The 16,810-nt window shown below is 64.6% G+C and carries 17 protein-coding genes; all 17 read left to right on the top strand.

Going from position 1 to position 16,810, the window contains the following annotated elements; genetic code table 11:
- Positions 1–124 precede the first annotated feature (124 nt).
- On the top strand, positions 125–1,321 hold the full coding sequence (locus AAIL68_RS16035) for an IS256 family transposase (protein ID WP_347140733.1): 1,197 nt from the start codon (positions 125–127) through the stop codon (positions 1,319–1,321).
- Positions 1,322–1,610: 289 nt separating this feature from the next.
- The gene (locus AAIL68_RS16030; RefSeq protein ID WP_347140732.1) at positions 1,611–1,982 is read left to right on the top strand and encodes a hypothetical protein; all 372 of its coding nucleotides are present in this window, start codon (positions 1,611–1,613) and stop codon (positions 1,980–1,982) included.
- An 85-nt stretch (positions 1,983–2,067) separates the two neighbouring features.
- Complete coding sequence (locus AAIL68_RS16025; protein ID WP_347140731.1) at positions 2,068–2,793, top strand: lytic transglycosylase domain-containing protein; 726 nt, start codon at positions 2,068–2,070, stop codon at positions 2,791–2,793.
- A gap of 14 nt (positions 2,794–2,807) precedes the next feature.
- Positions 2,808–3,113: a TrbC/VirB2 family protein gene (locus AAIL68_RS16020; RefSeq protein ID WP_347140730.1), complete on the top strand. Its 306-nt coding sequence runs from the start codon at positions 2,808–2,810 to the stop codon at positions 3,111–3,113.
- A complete protein-coding gene (locus AAIL68_RS16015) occupies positions 3,113–3,388 on the top strand; it encodes a VirB3 family type IV secretion system protein (protein WP_347140729.1) in 276 nt (91 codons plus the stop codon). The genes AAIL68_RS16020 and AAIL68_RS16015 overlap by 1 nt, the downstream gene beginning before the upstream one ends.
- Positions 3,381–5,732, top strand: coding sequence for a type IV secretion system protein B4 (locus tag AAIL68_RS16010; RefSeq protein WP_347140728.1), 2,352 nt, complete (start codon positions 3,381–3,383; stop codon positions 5,730–5,732). Before AAIL68_RS16015 ends, AAIL68_RS16010 begins: the two co-directional genes overlap by 8 nt.
- A 204-nt stretch (positions 5,733–5,936) precedes the next feature.
- On the top strand, positions 5,937–7,010 hold the full coding sequence (locus AAIL68_RS16005) for a lytic transglycosylase domain-containing protein (protein WP_347140727.1): 1,074 nt from the start codon (positions 5,937–5,939) through the stop codon (positions 7,008–7,010).
- Positions 7,007–7,798: a type IV secretion system protein gene (locus tag AAIL68_RS16000; protein WP_347140726.1), complete on the top strand. Its 792-nt coding sequence runs from the start codon at positions 7,007–7,009 to the stop codon at positions 7,796–7,798. The genes AAIL68_RS16005 and AAIL68_RS16000 overlap by 4 nt, the downstream gene beginning before the upstream one ends.
- Positions 7,799–7,800: 2 nt before the next feature.
- On the top strand, positions 7,801–8,337 hold the full coding sequence (locus tag AAIL68_RS15995; RefSeq protein WP_347140725.1) for a hypothetical protein: 537 nt from the start codon (positions 7,801–7,803) through the stop codon (positions 8,335–8,337).
- Positions 8,337–9,377 (top strand): type IV secretion system protein, encoded by a 1,041-nt coding sequence (locus tag AAIL68_RS15990; RefSeq protein WP_347140724.1) that lies wholly within the window; start codon positions 8,337–8,339, stop codon positions 9,375–9,377. The genes AAIL68_RS15995 and AAIL68_RS15990 overlap by 1 nt, the downstream gene beginning before the upstream one ends.
- 24 nt (positions 9,378–9,401) lie before the next feature.
- On the top strand, positions 9,402–10,088 hold the full coding sequence (locus tag AAIL68_RS15985) for a type IV secretion system protein (protein WP_347140723.1): 687 nt from the start codon (positions 9,402–9,404) through the stop codon (positions 10,086–10,088).
- A complete protein-coding gene (locus AAIL68_RS15980) occupies positions 10,085–10,816 on the top strand; it encodes a TrbG/VirB9 family P-type conjugative transfer protein (RefSeq protein ID WP_347140722.1) in 732 nt (243 codons plus the stop codon). The genes AAIL68_RS15985 and AAIL68_RS15980 overlap by 4 nt, the downstream gene beginning before the upstream one ends.
- Positions 10,816–12,192 carry a TrbI/VirB10 family protein gene (locus tag AAIL68_RS15975; RefSeq protein WP_347140721.1) on the top strand — a complete coding sequence of 459 codons (1,377 nt, stop codon included), beginning with the start codon at positions 10,816–10,818 and terminating at the stop codon, positions 12,190–12,192. The genes AAIL68_RS15980 and AAIL68_RS15975 overlap by 1 nt, the downstream gene beginning before the upstream one ends.
- Positions 12,189–13,187 carry an ATPase, T2SS/T4P/T4SS family gene (locus AAIL68_RS15970; protein WP_347140720.1) on the top strand — a complete coding sequence of 333 codons (999 nt, stop codon included), beginning with the start codon at positions 12,189–12,191 and terminating at the stop codon, positions 13,185–13,187. The genes AAIL68_RS15975 and AAIL68_RS15970 overlap by 4 nt, the downstream gene beginning before the upstream one ends.
- Positions 13,188–13,524: 337 nt before the next feature.
- The gene (locus tag AAIL68_RS15965; RefSeq protein WP_347140719.1) at positions 13,525–14,679 is read left to right on the top strand and encodes an SWFGD domain-containing protein; all 1,155 of its coding nucleotides are present in this window, start codon (positions 13,525–13,527) and stop codon (positions 14,677–14,679) included.
- A 166-nt stretch (positions 14,680–14,845) separates the two neighbouring features.
- Entirely contained in the window at positions 14,846–15,934 is a 1,089-nt protein-coding gene (locus tag AAIL68_RS15960; protein ID WP_347140718.1) for a flavodoxin family protein, read from the top strand.
- Between the two features lie 264 nt (positions 15,935–16,198).
- The coding region (locus AAIL68_RS15955) for an IS5 family transposase (protein WP_347140717.1) at positions 16,199–16,810 on the top strand (612 nt) is incomplete at its 3' end.

Here is a 16,810-nt window from a genome sequence, read left to right as displayed (position 1 = left end):
GGAGGCCGCGCGCGGAGCCTTTGGCGTAGCGCGAGCCGCGCGGCCGTAGGTAACGCTGGCGGTCATCGCCGATCTTCGGAGTAGGTTTGGGTTGCAAGACCTGAAACCTGGAATGGAGACGACGATGACCAATGACAGAATGGCGCTTATCGAGCTGGTTGAGAAGCAGGCTGATGGCGATCTCGTGCGCGAGATGCTGGCCTTTGCGGCCGAGCGGATCATGGAAGCCGAAGTTGAGGCGCGGACCGGGGCTGCCAAGGGGGCGCGAACGGCCCTGCGGGAGGTTCAGCGCAACGGATACCGCGACCGCGATTGGGACACCCGGGCCGGGCGGATCACGCTGGAGATCCCGAAGCTCCGGAAGGGCAGCTACTTTCCCAGCTTTCTGGAACCGCGCCGCACAGCCGAGAAGGCCTTGGTGGCGGTGATCCAAGAGGCTTATGTTCACGGTGTCTCAACCCGCTCGGTCGACGACCTGGTCAAGGCCATGGGCGCGGGCGGCATGTCCAAGAGCCAGGTCAGCCGCCTCTGCGCCGAGATCGACGAGCGGGTGAACGCGTTCCTGAGCCGTCCGTTGGAGGGCGCGTGGCCCTATCTGTGGCTCGACGCGACCTATCTGAAGGTGCGCGAAGGCGGGCGGATTGTCAGCCACGCCGTGATAATCGCCGTCGGGGTCAACGAGGACGGCAAGCGCGAGGTGCTGGGGGTCGCGACTGGCCTCTCTGAGGCCGAGGCATTCTGGATAGAGTTCCTGCGATCCCTTGCCGACCGCGGTTTGCGCGGCGTGAAGCTGGTAATCGCCGACGACCACAAGGGTCTGCGGGCCGCCGCGCGCCGGGTCTTCAATGCAACCCACCAGAGATGCCGGGTTCATTGGATGCGCAACGCCTTGGCCCATGCTCCAGCCAAGAGCCGCACCGCCATGGCGGCGATGCTGAAGACGATCTTCGCCCAGGAAACCAAGGCCGAGGCGGAAAAGCAGTGGGATATCGTCGCGGATGCATTGCGTGAGAAGCAGCCGAAGCTGGGCGCCCTGATGGACGCCTCCCGTGACGATGTGCTGGCCTACATGTCCTTCCCCCGCGAACACTGGGCTCAGATCGCCAGCACAAATCCACTGGAACGGGTGAACCGCGAGGTGAAGCGACGCGCTGACGTGATCGGCATCTTTCCGAACGACGATGCAGTCATTCGTCTCGTCGGCGCGCTGATGCTCGAGACAAACGACGAATGGACCGTCGCCCGGCGCTATATGAGCCTTGAAACGCTCGCCCGCGTCACCGACAATCCCAACGTCAGGCTGCCCGCCGTGGCATCCTGATCGAACCCTGACCTTTCCGGAGGTCGGCGCTCATACACCATGCCCTGGGGCACTATCCAAGTTCGACTTGGCAAAATCTTTCTGGCCTCAAGTTGCTCAAATGTAAGGCGAAGTAGAGTTCAAAACGAACAGGCTTGTGGAGTTGCTGTAGCTTGAAAATTCTCGGCCAACACGGATAACAGACACTCGGCAAGGAAGGTGAGAATCTCCGTTTTACCTACTTGCGCGGTGAATACGTATTTTGATAGTCTGGCGTAGACGCGTTAGACTGCTTTGTGGAGCGCGTCGCATGACCAACCAAGTCCAGGTTAGCAACGAGGTGCTCACCGTTGACATGTGTAGGGAAAAACTCCTGGACGGCTGGGAACTTCACGTGGTTTGTGCCGAAGACCCTGTCCCAGCACAAAACACGGTCCGAGGGTCTTGGTACCTGGTGGCCTTCGAGCCAGAAACAGGCCGCTTTGGTGTGGTCGTCGCTCAGAGAGACCTGTACCGTGAACGACGGCGGGCAGAGCAATCTGGACGTAAGCTTGATCCGTCAGATTACGCGTACAAGGAGATCAAGACCACCACCGGGCTGTTCAACGCTCAGACGGATCTGGGGATCACCGCCACGGTTATTCCCGGAGCCAAAGGCATCACCATGGTGGCGCGGCTCTAACTCAGGCGAACAAGACGCGTCACCCGCATCCGCGCTTCGGATTGCTTATCGTCCAGACCGCCGAAAATTCGTTTGGAGCCTTGTCGTGGAAACGGCAACCTCGTTCAAGCGAGGGCAGCATGGTTCTGTCAAAACTGCGATCTTAGTCAGCCTGATCGGAACTGTCTCACCTGCCGCAGCCGATGTTCTGCGCTTTGACGCAAGCGGAAGGCAGATTGGTATAAGCGGTTCCAGTTCCGTGCAGCACTTCGATGCTGACGGTCGTCGCATCAACTTGCAAGCACGAGAAGGTGTGGCCGCTGATAAGGGAGCGGCCAACTCTGGGAACGCCATGATGTTTTTGGCGCCTCTGGATGCATCACTATCTGACCAGCCAGGCTCCGGCCGCCACGGGACCGGCATCGCTGCCACGCGAACAGTGGCGCTCCGTTACCAGCATCACCCTGCCCTCTCGCAGAACGATATCTCGCCGCGAGAGTGGGCCGCTCTGTTCCAAGCCCTGGTCTGGCAGGAGTCACGCTTCAATCCCCATGCAGTGAGTCACAAAGGTGCCATCGGCTACGCGCAACTGATGCCCGGTACGGCCGCAAGGCTCGGCGTGAACCCGCACGATCCGATGCAAAACCTCGATGGCGGCGCCCGCTACCTCCTTCTTCAGCTGCAGGTGTTCCGCTCTCCGCTTCTGGCGCTTGCTGCCTACAATGCCGGGCCTGGTGCCGTCGAACGCTACCACGGCGTTCCACCCTATCGGGAAACCCGTGACTACGTGATCCGCGTGCTCGCGGAACGAGACCGCCTCCTCCGAAACTAGGAAAGGCCACCATCATGGCTCCGATCCGTTTCCTGATGCCCGCCCTCCTCGCCGCGATCCTTGTAACTGCCGTTTCTGGCGATGCTTTGGCGCAATCGGGCGTGGACTTCACGAAAGCCGATACGGTCGGCAACGACTTTGTCGCCTGGATCCGCGGCAACATCGCCACCGTCTTCTTCACGGTGGCCCTGGTGCTGGCAGGCTTTGCGGCCGCCTTCAACAAGATCAGCTGGATGTGGGTGCTGATGATTGCCGTCGGCGCCTTTCTGGTCTTCGGCGCGCCGGGCTTTGTGGCGGACCTGAAGGCGGTCTTCAGCTGATGGAGCGTCATGCCGTCATTCTCGGGCTGTCGCGCCAGGCCAGGCTCCTGGGACTACCAATGCCCTACACGATGGCGGTCGGCGCGCTTGTCATGCTGCCCTTCATCTGGACCAAGGCCGCCCCATGGCTGCTGACCGCACCGCTCTGGTACGGCCTCGCCCGCCTGATCACCGCAATGAACCCGAACGGCCACAAGGCGGTGGCGGTGGTGATGAGAAAGACCCCGCCGCCTTTGTCGCGAAGGAAACGAAGGCTGGGCCGCCACTATGTTTAGCGCCCGATCTCTCCCGGTCAGCGAACGCGCGCGGCGCCATGTGCCGAGATCGCCGCAGGTCTACGCGGAGATGCCTTACGCGCTCGAAGTCGAAGATCACACGGTGCGCACCCGCGAGAATGCACTGATGATGAGCCTGGAGATCGGCGGCATCGACGGGATCACCGCCTCGGACCGGGACATCCTCGATCTGGCCCGGAGCTTCGCCGCTATCCTTGACGGGCTTGATGACCGGTTCACCTTTTACGTCCACCGGCTGATGCGGCCCGCTGCCTTCGGGCTGAAGCCCCTCTATGGGGAGGGCTTCGCGCAGGACGTGGAGATGGCATGGCGCGGCCATCTGTCCGGCCGCGCCTTGCGCGAGTTCATGCTGGTGCTGACGGTGGTGCGCAACAAGCGGGTGCCGCTCAAGGTGCCGTTCTTTGCAAAGGCCGCCGGGCGGCTTCTCGACCGCAACACTGCCGAACGCCTGGGCGAACTCCGCGAGGTCGTCTCGATCCTGGAAACCAGCCTGCCGCTCAAGGCCCATCGCCTCAGGATCAGCGACGGCACGCTTCTCGGCTTTTATGCGGCCATCAGCACCGGACTTTACCGGCCCGAGCATCGCGGGCTGCACACGCTGATCGCCGAGGACGTCTCGCTGCTGTCGGTCCGGTTCAAAGGACCACTAGCCGAGTTCCACGACGGCTTTGACGGGCCGCGCCATGCGGCCGTCCTGTCGGTCTGGCGCAATGCCCAGCAGACCTGGCCGGGCATGCTCGACGCCCTTGATGCCGGTACCGACACGGTGATCTCGCATTCCTATACGCCCGTTGCCATGGGCAAGGTCAGCGAGCTGGCCAAGCGCCGCATCCAGCAGATGGAAGCCGCGGGCGATCTGGTGGGCTCCATCGCCGCTGATCTGCACCAGACCTATGACGACGTGGAGTCGGGCCGCTGCGGCTTTGGCGAGCACCAGCTGACGATCACGGTTTTTGCCGAGAGCCCTGCCATGCTGGAGGCAAAGGTGTCCCAGGTCCGCAGCGTGGCGGAACAGGCCAAGGTAAAGCTGGTGCGCTGCAATGACACGATGGCTGCCACCTACTTCGCGGCCCATCCCGGCAACCAGGACTACGAGATCTGGAGCCCGCTCACCAAGTCGATCAACTTCGCCGACATGGCTTCCTTCCACATGGCGAGCGCGGGAACCAGGCCAGAGGCCCTGCCCTGGCGCACGCCGGTCACGGTGTTCCAGACGGTAACGGGTGCCGCGCATCGCTTCAGCTTCCATGCGCCGGGCGATCCCAAGGCCGAGCCCACCATCGGGCACACGCTGTTTCTTGGCCCCTCGGGCAGCGGCAAGTCCTCGCTGATGGCGTTTCTGGCCGCGCAGGCGCAGCGAACGGGTGCCCGGATGATCCTCTTTGACAAGGACCAGGCACTGCGCATGGCGATCACGGCACTTGGGGGCCGGTATGCGGCCATTCGCGCGGGTCAGCCCACCGGGCTCAACCCCCTTCTGACGGAGTGCGGCCCCCGCGGAGAGGCCTGGCTTCTGGACTGGCTGGCCCGGCTGGTCGAGCGCGACGGTCCCCGGCTCACGCCGCAGCAGGCCGAAGCGCTCAAAGGTGCCGTTCGCCAGAACGGTCAGGCACCGGAGGCGCTCAGGACCTTCGCCCATTTCGGGGACCTGATCGGCGATGTGGGAGATAGCCGCGAACTGGCGATGAAGCTTGCCGAATGGGCACCCGAGGGGCGCTACGCCTGGGTCTTCGGGGACGCCGATCAGCCGGTAATCAATCTCACCGCGCCTGTGACGGGGATCGACCTGACCGAGATCCTGTCCATGGCCACGGAACGCACGGCGGTGCTGTCTTATCTGTTTCGCCGCCTTGAGCTTCTCTTCGAGGAGAAGCGCCCCACCCTTCTGGTGATCGACGAGGCCTCCACTGTCTTTGACGATACCTTCTTCGCCCGGTGGCTGCCGAAGTGGCTGGTCACAGTGCGCAAGCTCAATGTCGTGGTCGTGCTGCTCACGCAGTTCCCGTCCCAGATCCGCGACAGCCACTCCGGCTCGATCATCCAGGCCATGCCAAATCAGATGATCTTTCCCAACCGGGCGGCCGACGTCGCGGATTATGAGGGCTTCGGCTTCACCGAGAACGAGCTACACTTCATCCTGACGGGACGGACGGGCGAGCGTCAGGCCCTGTGGCGGCACGGTGACGGCTCCACGATCCTGGATGTCGATCTCTCGCCGCTCGGCCCTCTTCTGACGGCGCTCGGCGGCGGCGAGGCAGGCCGCCGGGCCTTCGGCGCCGACTATGCCGCGCGGCCTCACTTCTGGAGGACCCACGATGCGTAAGCTCCTGATGCTCGCGGGCCTGGCTGCCCTGCTCGCGGGTTGTGGCGACCCACCGATCCGTAAGACCAACTGCTGGTCGGGCATGGCCTTCCTGGCCACAAGTCCCTGCAAGTAGGAGGACGTGCGATGCAGGCCTGCGTTTCCGCTCCCGCCTGCATCCTGATCGCCCTTGTGGTGATCCCCGCAGGCGTAGCGGGGCAAGGCGTGCCGGTGATCGACGCGAAAAAGGTTGCCCTCGAGGTGCTCGGCCTGCGCGAAGAGGTGGCCAGGACAGGGGAGCTACAGGCCAAGAACGAGGAGCGGCTCCGACAGATCGCGGCGCGGGGCGAACAGCTTGCGGCGGCGCAGGAGACGCTCGATCTGCTGTCCGAGACCTCCCGCTTCGTGCCGGGCCTCGAAGCAGCGGGGGTCTCGGGTGACGGTGTCTTCACGGGTGCCGCGAGAATCTACGCTATCCCCGACAACAACCCCTATGCCGCCCGCATCATGGGCGATGCGCCGCTCACGATCGAGCAGATGATCGCGGACACCGCGCAGGCTCATGCCGGACATCCCGCCCTGGCGCGGGCGGGGATCGATGCGGTCGAGTTCCGCTGCTGGCTGCAGGCGCTTGTCAAGCAGGAGTCGAATTTCTCCATCGGCGCCCGCAGTCCTGTCGGTGCCTTCGGGCTGACCCAGATCATGCCGGGCACCTTCACCGAGCTTGGCATTCCAGACGATGGCAGCCGCCAGGATCCCCGCACCCAGCTTGATGGCGGGGCGCGGTATCTCCTGAAAGGTCTCGGCATGTTCGGGACCATGCCGCTGGCGCTTGCCGCCTACAATGCCGGACCCGGCGCCGTCTCGAGATATGGCGGCATCCCGCCCTATGCGGAAACCCGAACCTACGTCGCGAGGATCACCGACTACTACAACCGCTATGCGGCCCGCATGGGTGGTGATCCGCAGGCCATCGGCACACTCGATCCACGCGACATGGTGATTGCCGAAGCCTCCAACGTCTCGGATGCGGCCCTGGGATATGCCGCGGTCAGCCTGAACACCATGCACGGCTCCATGACCCGGCTGCAGGACATCCTGCGGCAGGTCGAGACAACCCGGTCTGCGAAGGCCGCCATGGATCTGAACACCTATGCCCGCGCCGAGGTGGCGCGCATGGCGGTGATCCTGACCCGGCTGCAAGCAGTGGAGCGCAAGGTCGAGGCCGCCCGCACCGCGCTGCTCCTCGAAGCCTATGCGCGCGACGAGGACTACCTGAACATGAGGATCGATGGATGAGACGGATCTCGAAAGCACTCGCACTCGGCGCCCTGTCCGGCGTCCTGGCCTTGCCCGTCACCGGACAGGGCGTGCCCACCATCGACGCGACCAGCCTGGCCAAGCTCGCCGAACAGCTGACCGAGGCAAAGCTGCAGCTGAAGGAGCAGATCGCCCAGAACCTCAAGCTCGACGAGCAGACGACGCAGCTCCTCCAGCAGATCGTGCTGCTGCAGGACCAGATCGGCGCCTTGCGCAATGGGCTCACCCTGGCCGACCTCGGCGTCGATCCCGAGAGCTTCCTCCGTGACATCCTGCCCGGGTTCTCGGACCTGACCACCTCGGTCGAGGCCGCGCGCAAGGGCGACTGGACCCGTGTGCTGGCCTCGGGCGACATCCTGGGCAGCGGGCGCACCGTCACGGGTCATGTGGACGGCACCTTCGCAACCGCGGGCCTGTCGCGGGAGCGCGTCGACATACTGGCCGGGAGCGAGGACCAGACAGCGGCCAGGATCGGGCAGTCCGCCAACGTCAATGCCTTCATGAGCGTGGCGGCGGAAAGCTCGGCGCAGGCGGCGACGGACAGCCTGACGCGGCTCGATGGTCTCGTGCAGACCATTCCCGACACGGCCGGGCTGAAGGAAGCCATCGATCTCAACACGCGGGTCACCGCCGAGCTTGGCATCGCGCTGGCCAATGTCTGGTCGATGGAGGCGATCCAGACGGTCGGTCAGGGTAACATGGGTGTCATGGACGCGGCGACCGCGGCCGACGAGGAAAAGTACCTGCGCATGAAGCTGGAGGACTGACCATGAGACGGACGGCATTGCTGAGCGGGCTGGTGATCCTGGGCCTTGGCACGATGGGCCTGGCGCAAACCTCCGAAGCGCCTCCTGTCCTCCCCGAGCCGGAACTGCAGGAACTCTTGGACCAACAGGCCGAAATGAGCGAGGCGGAACGGAAAGCCGAGGAGGATTTCCTGAACCTCGACCTGTCATCCGATGTTGACGTGTCGAGTGTCGAACGGGTGCCAAGCGCAGATCAGAACCAACCGAACCGGACCTGCGAGCCTACACCGGAGATGAATGCCAATCTGCGCCGATCCAATAAGCCTGGCGATCGCGCCTACCGAGACATCGCGGTTTATCTTTCAACGACGAATGTCATCGCAACACAGGACTGCACCTGTGCCGGAAAAATCATCCCACACGAGACGGTGGTCAGGTTCGAGGATCGGTTGCGCAAGGAATTGGACGTGGATGTCCTTACGCCTGACCACACCCGCGGCCTCTACGAAGCTTACGAACGACAGATCAAGATCGTCGACGCCATGTGTGGAGAATACTGATGGCCTTGGTGGAAACCATTCTCGGCGACCTGGACGCAGCAGTCCTCGACGTTGGCGAGACATACTTCACGTCGACTGCCGATGCTCTCGACCCCATGCTGACGATCGTGACCACGCTCCTGATCGCCTTGGTCGGGGTCAACATGGCGCTTGGGGCTTATCGGCTGTCCATGCGCGATGCTTGGCAAGTCGTGTCAAGGATCGTGCTGGTCTTCCTGTTTGCCCGCTCCTGGGCGAACTTCGGCACGATCTATGATGCGCTCTCTTCAGGCGCGGGCAATCTTGCCCTTAGCTTCTTTCACGGCGGGGCAGCCACGCCCGAGGCGGCCATGGACAAGTTCGCGGTGCAGATGTCGGATGTGGCGGACGGGGCCGCGGCGGCTCAAAGTGCCATCGCCCGGGGCGTGATCGCCGGGTTCCTGTTCATCATCTTGTCGATCCTGATGGCGGCCTATGTGCTGATCGTCGGCTTCTCGAAGATCATGATCGCGTTCTTATTGGGTGTGGCACCGCTAGCGATGATTGCCACGCTGTTCGAGCGCACCAAGAGCCTCTTCGAAGCTTGGCTCACCTCGTTCGTAGGATACCTGCTTTACCCCATTGCGGCAGCTGCAGTGATTGGCGCGGTTGTCACAATGGCCGAAGCGCAGTTCAGACCGCAAGCCGAGGTGCGGGATTTTTCCATGATCCTTGGATTTCTCTGCGTTGCCTTTGTGGGCATCTTCGCGCTGCTGGCCATCCCCACCGCGGCCGCCAACATCACCGGCAGCTTCAACTTGGCCAACTTCGCACCCGAGGCAGTGCGGCTGGTGGGGCGGCCGATGCTGCTTCCCGCAACTGCGACCGGTGCCGGGCTTCGCAGGGGAGGAGAGGCGCTCAAGGCCCGCGGAGAAGCATTCATATCCGGCGCACTCACAGGCAAGACGCCGATGCTTGCCGCCCGTGCCCGGGACCGGGCATGGGCCGAGAAGGGTGCCGACCTGCGCGCCAAGCTGCGCGGCATCAACATCATGCAAGGCAAGGGTGACAGCGGCGCCTGAGGCGCCCGATCTTTGGAGAAGGCCATGAAGGACGGCGAGGCTGACAGCAGGACGATCCTGGAAACCGAACTGATCTTCGGTGTCCGCCGGCGCGAGCGGCTGGCCTGGGGCGTGGCCATCGGCGGGGTGTTGGTGGGTCTCGGCGGGGTCGCCGTCGCAGGGCTGGCGCTGCCCCTGAAGGAAACACAGGCTTTCGTAACCATCGTGGACAAGGATACCGGTCTGGCCGAGCGCGCGGTCCGGATCGAGGCGGCCGGTGTCGAGCAAGGCGTAGCTGTGGAGCAGTCGCTCCTCTACAACTACGTCAAGAGCCGCGAGACCTATGACGAGGCCGATAACGAGGCCCGTATCCTGCGGGTCTACCGCATGTCCGCGACCCGCGTGCAGGCGGCCCTGAAGGCACAATGGGACAAGACGAACCCAAACTATCCGCCGCTGATCTATGGCGCGAGCGGCAAGGTCATCGTGGATGTGCTGTCGATCACACCGGTTGCCGAGAACACCGCCCAGGTCCGCTTCACCAAGCGCCTCGAAAAGCCCGGCGAGCCGGACCGGGTCGGCAAGTTCTATGCCACGGTCCGCTATGTCTTCGAGCCCACCACCGCGAGTGCGGTGGAGCTCGTCTGGGAGAACCCCTTCGGCTTCACCGTCACCGATTACCGCGTCACGGCCGAAAGCCTTGATGCCCAGGATATGGAGGCCCAGCCATGATCCGCTTCGCCCCCATCGTCGCGCTGCTCGCGCTGTCCCTGCCCGCCCTAGCCTATGCGGAAGCGCGCCCCCGCGCGGGTGGGAATGACAGCCGCCTGACCTATGCCACCTTTCAGGAGGGGCAGGTATATACCATCAACACCCGCGTCCGGAACGTCACCCTGGTCGAACTGGGTGACGGCGAGACCATCCGCTCGATTGCCATTGGCGACAGCGAGGCCTTTCAGGTCGAAAAGCTCGAAGGCTCCAACGTCTTCACCGTCAAGCCGGTGCTCGAGGGCGTCAGCACCAACCTGACGGTCGAGACCAACCGGCGCTTCTACTTCATCCATGCCGTGGAGTCGTCGCGAGCCACGCCCAACTGGTCGGTGAAGTTCACCGTGCCGGGCAGCGGCGGATCGCGGTCCCGCGGCGCGGCCGCGGCGGCGGCAATCCCGGCGGAGGTGCCGATGACCTACCGCGTCCTGAGTCGCAGGGGTGCCGCGGAGTTCGCGCCGATCGGGATCTCGGATGACGGCAAGCGCACACTGTTCCAGATCCCGCCGGGCGCACCCATCCCGTCGGTCTTCCGGGCCGATGCAAGGGGCCGGGAGTACAGCGTCAACACCAGTGTGAACGGCACCGTCATCACCGTGGGCGCGCGCTCGGAACGCTGGGTGCTGCGCCATGGCGACGCCCATGTCTGCGTGGAGGGCTCGAAGCCTGGTGCCGGGCAGAGGACGCGCTGATGGGGGAAGCCGATCCCCTGGAGGAACGGCTGCGCCGGATGCAGCCACCGGCAGCCGGGCCGCCCCTGTGGCGGCGCCTGGCGCTGCCTGCGGGGATGCTGGCGGCCGGACTTGCCGGGGGCGCCTATGTGGCGACGGTAATCCCGTCGGGAGATCCCGCTCCCTCTCCCTTGCCGACCTCGGATGTTCGCGAGTTCCAGGACGACACCGGGCTTGACGGCTTCACGCTGACCGAGAACGAGCCAAACCCTGCGCCAGCCCTGCCGGACATGCGCACCGTCGTGCGCACGGTCGCCGATCCGCAGGCCCAGGCTGAGGTAGCGGCAGCACGCGCGGCCCTGGAGCAGACCAGGGCAGAACTCGCGGCGGTCCGGGCCGAGTTGGCCGCGGCCAGAGCCAACCCGAGGACGTCATCCGAAGAGCTTGACGCCCTGCGGGCGGAACTGGAACAGCTCAAGGGCGACATGGCCGGCAAGGATCAGGCGCTCGATGAGCTGACCCGCGAGAACCTGCGCCTGCAATCCAATCTGGACCTGGCTGCGGAACTGGCCAACCAGACGCAGGTGCAGGCCGATCTGGAAACGCAGCGCCTGGCAGAGCTTGAGCGGCGCCGGGCAGAGATGGAAGCGCGCCGGGCCGAAGAGGAAGCCCTGCTGCAAGCCCGCACGCAGTCGGCGATGGTGGCATACCGGTCAGGCGGCGGCGGGACAGGGGAAGACAGCGGGGCGGGCGGCATCGACGAGCGGTCTGACGCCTCCGAGCGGTTCCGGCGTGCGGGCCGGTCCGAGGCTGTACAGGCTGAGGTCATCTCCGAGCCTTCGCGCACTGTGGTCCAGGGCACGCTGATCGAGGCGACACTCGCCAACGCCATCTCCAGCCAGCTCGAGGGCAATGTCGCGGCCACGGTCAGCTATGATGTCTGGTCGATGGACATGACCAATGTCCTGATCCCGCGCGGCTCGCGGCTGTTTGGCCGCTACAGCTCGTCCATCGAGAAGGGCCAGCGGCGGATCATGGTGGCCTGGGACCGGGTGGTGACGCCGGGCGGGCAGTCGGTCGATCTTGCCGCATACGGAACAGACCGCGTGGGGCGGGCAGGCGTGACGGGCCGGGTCAATACCCGCACCCTGGCGCGCTTCTCGGCGGCGGCCGCGGTGTCGATCATCGGCGCCGCCCCCGCGGTGCTCGCGGCCGCCGTTGAGGAGGATAGCGGCGACGGGATCGCGAGCGACACGGCCGAGAACATCGGCAGCAACGCCAGCGATGCGATCGGCGGGGTGATCAAGGACTATATCGATATCCCCGCCACGATCAGCGTCGATCAGGGCGCCGTGGTCATGGTCATGGTGAACGCCGATCTGGAAATGTTCCCATGACGGAGGTGGGCCATCTGGAAACCCGGCTCCAGGTGCTGCGCCCGTTGCTTGGCGATGAGACCACCATCGAGATCGCTATCAATGCCGACGGCCGGGTCTGGGTCGAGCGCGCAGGCGACAGTCATATGTCCCTGGCCGGGATCATCCTCCAGCCCGTCGAGGTCAGGGACCTGGCGGGTCTGATCGCCAACAAGCAGCGCCTGACGCTGACCGACAGCCAGCCCGCGATCTCGACCACCGCGGAGGTTGCCGGAGCTACCCTGCGCTGCCAGGCCATCATCCCGCCCGCCTCTGCAGGCGGAACGGTCATTTCGGTTCGGGTGTTCCGCCGCAGGGTGGCCGGCGATGCACCCCGCCACTTCCGCTTCCTGCGCGACCAGACCGTATCACTCGAGGCGGAACGGCTCCAACAGCTGCAGGCCATCTGCGAACTGGCAACCACAGGCGACGATCCCGATATGTTTCTGCGAGCATGCGTCGAGGCGCGCATGAACCTCGTGATCTCCGGGGGCACCTCCTCCGGCAAGACCGAACTGGCGCGGCGCCTCCTGTGGATGGTGGAAGACGAGCATCGCCTGGCCTTGATCGAGGATGCGACGGAACTGCTTCCAGCTCAGGAGAATACGGTCAGCCTGATCGCCGAACGGCTGGAGAGCTCGGCACGCTCCGCCGACAAGCTCCTGGAGATGACCCTGCGCCTGCGCCCCGACCGGATCATTCTGGGCGAACTCCGGGGGACCGAGGCAGTCACCTTCCTCGAGGCCATCAACACCGGTCACGAGGGCAGCTTCACAACCATCCATGCCACAAGCGCGCGCAAGGCCGTCAATAGGCTGGCCTTCCTGGTGATGCGCGCAGGCATGCCGCTGACGCTGTCGGAGATCCGCGACTATGTTCTCCAGTCCGTCGATGTCGTCGTGCAGACCGGCCGGATCGGCACCGAGCGAGGCATCCTGGAGACCTGGTTTCCGGGGCTCGATGTGGAGACCGGCTGAGGACATCGGTTTCGGTCATTTTGCTGCCGAAGTGCCGATACACCCGATCAGAAGGATCGGGCCGCCGCGCAACCTCATCTTACAGCCATGCTTTTCCTCTGGACCCGCGTCTGTTCATGGGGATGTCACGTTGCATTTGACGCACGTCTGCGTCCCTGGATGTCAACTCCAGCCCTTGAGCCATCTCCATTCCAAGACATTAACGGGTCTTCCACACCCAAGATGGAACAGGTCATGGACGACCCTCAGGCAGCTCTGTGGGAACGCCGGGCGAGCCGGGGGGTTGGTTTGGCCTGTGGATGCCCAATCCGCACTCACTGCTACAGGAGGAAAGCAGATGACACGTGACTGGGAAGATCGAGATCGCTTCAGCCGTGGTTACCGTGGCCGGGAAGATTATTCGCGCCGCGGTGGTTCGCGCGACTGGTCCGACAGGGCAGGTGACGAGGTACGGTCGTGGTTCGGCGACGATGACGCCGACCGACGCCGCCGCATGGATGATGACCGCGATTACGGCATGTCCGACAGGCGCCGCTACGGCGGTCAGGACGACGATTACGGCAGCCGTGGCGGTTCATATGGCGGCTCTGGCAGCCGGTCTGGTCGCGGCGGCTATGGCGATGACTATGGCCGGTCCGGCGACTATGGTTCCCGCTCCGGTGATTATGGCGGCAGCTCGGGCGGCGGGTATGGCGGCCGTTCTGCAGGCGGATCGGGCTATGATCCCTATGGTTCGGGCCGCGGCGACTTTGATCAGGGCCGGGGCGGGGGCTACGGTCGCGGCGGCTATTCTGAAACCATCCGCTCCCGCATGGCCAGTCGCGGCATGGGCATGGCGAACTATTCTTCGGGCACGGGCGGCGATTACGGCGGGTCCGGTTACGGGGAGCGCGGCACTGGCGGAACAGGCTATGGCGGACAAGGCTATAGTGGACGCGATTACAGAGAGGGGAGCTATCGCGGCGGATCCGACGACCGCGGCTTCTTCGAACGCGCGGGCGACGAGGTGGCGTCCTGGTTCGGCAACGAGGATGCGCAACGCCGTCGCGAGAGGGATGCGGGTCACAGCGGCCGCGGTCCCAAGAACTACAGCCGTTCGGACGACCGCATTCGCGAAGATGTCAGCGACCGCCTGTCGGACGATCGCCACATCGACGCCTCTGACATCGAGGTTTCGGTCAGTGGGAGCGAGGTAACGCTCACCGGCACAGTCGAGAGCCGCTTCGCCAAGCGCCATGCCGAGGATCTGGCCGAAAGCTGCTCGGGCGTGAGGCATGTCCAGAATAACCTGCGCGTCAAAGATGGCGGGGCCAGCACTGGCGTGTCCGGCTCCAGCGGGACCGGGAGCACCGGCGTCGGCAGCGGTGGCGGGATCACGGGTGGCAACAGCACCGGGAGCACTGGCGCGAGCAGCATCGGTGCCGGAAGCACCAGCGGCAGCAGTGAAACCACTGGGGGCGGCAACAGCAAGACGGGCTCGTCGCAAACCTAAGAGCGTCATGGGCCGCCGCCTTGTGCAAGGCGGCGGCCTCCACAGGCATGCGCGTCCAGACGGAACTCATCCCTCATCCCGGGTCTTCAGGATGCTGTCTCTACCGCAAGATTGATGAGGCAGGCGTCCTGCCTTGGCTATGGGGCCATTCCCCGAGGAACCGCCGATGCGACTGCCGTTCACCACACGCGCGCCACGCAAGGGCATGCCCGATCCGCATCTTGACCATGCCGCCTTTGCCGCACGCTTTCGATCGCAATTCGCTGGGCCGTCCTTTGATACGCTCGGCCCTGAACTTGACCGCCTGACCGAAGCAGCCTGGCAGGAGTACCATGAGGGCAACAAGAGTCCCCGCACGCGCAAGGCAGGAGAGGGCTACCATGATCCCGACTACGATCTTTCGGTGGACTGGATCGAGGCAAAGGCCGCAATCGATGCGGCCGCCCTGCGCCACCAGGATCCGGCGCGGCCGCCCCGCCTGCTTCTGGTCAACGGTTCCCCTCGGTCCGAGCACACCTGCCCGAGCGAGATGTCCAAGAGCTATCGCCTGATCGAAATCGCGCGAGAGGCGGTGGAGGCAGAGGGCGCGGACGTGGAGGTGCTGGACCTGTCGCGCCTGACATCCGAATACGGGCGCCACATCCATCCCTGTAAAGCCTGCTTCTCGACGGCCGCGGCGCTCTGCCACTGGCCCTGCTCGTGCTACCCCAACTATGCCGCAGGGCAGGTGCAGGACTGGATGAACGAGATCTATCCTATGTGGGTCGCGGCCCATGGCATCCTCGTCATCACTCCGGTGCACTGGTACTCGGTGTCCTCACCCATCAAGCTGATGATGGACCGCCTGGTCTGCGCCGACGGCGGCAACCCTGATCCAACGCTCACCCATGGCAAGGACGCCAAGGAGGCCAAGGCGCGGGAGCTGGAAGGCTGGCCCTATCCGCGCCACCTGGCCGGGCGGTTCTTTGCCGTGGTCGCACATGGCGATGTGGAGGGCGCCGAGGGCGTGCGAAGGTCGCTGGCCGACTGGCTTCGGTTCATGGAACTGAGGCCCGCAGGCCGCATGGCCGAGCTTGACCGCTATATCGGCTACTGGAAGCCCTACGCCACCTCACACGAGGCGCTCGACGATGACGAGGCCGTCCAGGAAGAGGTGCGCAACGCTGCCCGGACGCTGCTGAACGCGGTCAACGATGCGCGGGCCGGGCAGCTTGCCGATCCTTCGAAGGGCCTGACGGCGCCACGGCAGAAGTAATGCAGCGGTCGGCGTGGGCGCGGGACAGCGTGGAGGTCTGATGATTTTTGCTGAACCTAAGAGTGCTGATTGGGGCAAGGGTGGCAGTGTCGCTCCCTTCAGCCGATCGGCTGACGCAGCCTCAGGCTCACCTGCTGCGGTCATTAGTCCGGCCTGAACAACTTCTACTGCTTTGATTTTGTGTGCTGAAGCTGGGGTTTTGTTGGCTTTGAATTGCAGGGTTTCGTATGCTTTGGCCAGAAACCCTGTAATTTCCGGTCGCCGATGAGACCCCACTCCCGTGCCCCTGAACAGGATGACCTGCTCCGCCCGAGACTGGTCGACATGATCGACGCGCGCCACGAGTTGGTGAAGCTTGCGGCACTGATCGACTGGGATTTCTTTGAACGGGAATGGGCGAGCTTCTTTCCGTCTCACCAGGGCCGGCCAGCGACATCGCCACGCCTGGTGGCGGGGCTGATGTATCTCCAGCACGCCTTCAAGCTCTCTGACGAGGCAGTCGTCGCCCGGTGGGTCGAGAACCCGTATTACCAGCACTTCACTGGCGAGACGTTCTTCCAGCACCGTCCCCCGATCGATCCCTCGTCGCTGGTGCGCTGGCGCAAGCGGATCGGCGAGGAAGGGGTGGAGTGGCTGCTGACCAAGACTATTGAGGCAGGCCGAGCCGCGGGCGCGGTCAGCGACAAGAGCCTGAAGCGGGTGGCTGTCGATACGACCGTGATGGAAAAGACCATCGCTCATCCCACGGATGCGCGGCTTTACGAGCGCGCCCGCGCCCTGTTGGTCGGCTTGGCGAAAGAAGCCGGGATCGATCTGCGCCAGAGCTACGCGCGCCTTGCCCCGCGACTGGCCCGTCAGGTCGGGCGGTATGCCCAC

Origin of the sequence: Paracoccus sp. SSK6 (genome assembly GCF_039770665.1) — a bacterium.
In the GTDB taxonomy this organism is placed as follows: Bacteria; Pseudomonadota; Alphaproteobacteria; order Rhodobacterales; family Rhodobacteraceae; genus Paracoccus.
This window is presented reverse-complemented; position numbering and strand designations above follow the sequence as displayed.